We start from the raw sequence: 865 nt of genomic DNA on the forward strand, positions 1-865 counted from the left end.
CGCAGTCGGGATTCCGGCCGGTCGTCTATGACAATCTGTCGAACGGTCACACCGCCTTCGTCCAGTGGGGGGAGCTGGAGACCGGCGACATCCGCGACGGCGCGCGCCTGGACGCGGTGATCGCCAAGCACAGCCCCATTGCCGTCCTGCATTTCGCCGCCCTGATCGAGGTCGGAGAATCGGTCAAGGAGCCCGGCCGCTTCTACGAGAACAACGTCGCGGGGGCGATCACCCTGATCGAGGCGGCGCGGCGGGGCGGGATCGAGGTCATGGTCTTCTCCTCGACCTGCGCCACCTACGGCGATCCCGTGCGGCTGCCGATGGACGAGACCCATCCCCAGGCGCCGCTGAACCCCTATGGCCGGACCAAGCTGATGGTCGAGCAGGCCCTGGCCGACTATTCAACCTACGCCGGCTTCCGTTCGGTCTGCTTGCGCTATTTCAATGCCGCAGGCGCGGACGAAGAAGGCCGGATCGGCGAGCGCCACCACCCGGAAACCCACGCCATCCCTCTGGCCTTGCAGACGGCCCTGGGCCAGCGCCAGGGCTTCAAACTGTTCGGCGATGACTACGACACCCGCGACGGCACGGCCGTACGCGACTACATCCACGTCATGGACCTGGCCGACGCCCACGTCCGGGCGTTGAAATATCTCCTCGATGGCGGCGAGACGACGGTCTTCAACCTGGGCACCGGCACAGGCACGACGGTCAAGGAACTGATCGACACCATCCGCCGCACGACTAACCAGCCCTTCCCGGTCGAGACCACGCCGCGCCGTTCCGGCGACGCGCCTTGCCTGGTGGCGAACAACAGCCGGGCGCGCGAGGTGCTCGGTTGGGCCCCGACCCGCACCCTGGACGA

1 protein-coding gene is annotated in these 865 nt (G+C 67.4%); it reads left to right on the top strand.

Annotation, left to right across the window (positions count from 1 at the left end; translation table 11 throughout):
• Positions 1-865 (top strand): UDP-glucose 4-epimerase GalE (gene galE, locus PKE72_RS17415; protein ID WP_271166634.1); only part of this gene is annotated, 865 nt, incomplete at both ends.

This window comes from Brevundimonas intermedia (assembly GCF_027922165.1).
Taxonomy (GTDB): domain Bacteria; phylum Pseudomonadota; class Alphaproteobacteria; order Caulobacterales; family Caulobacteraceae; genus Brevundimonas; species Brevundimonas intermedia.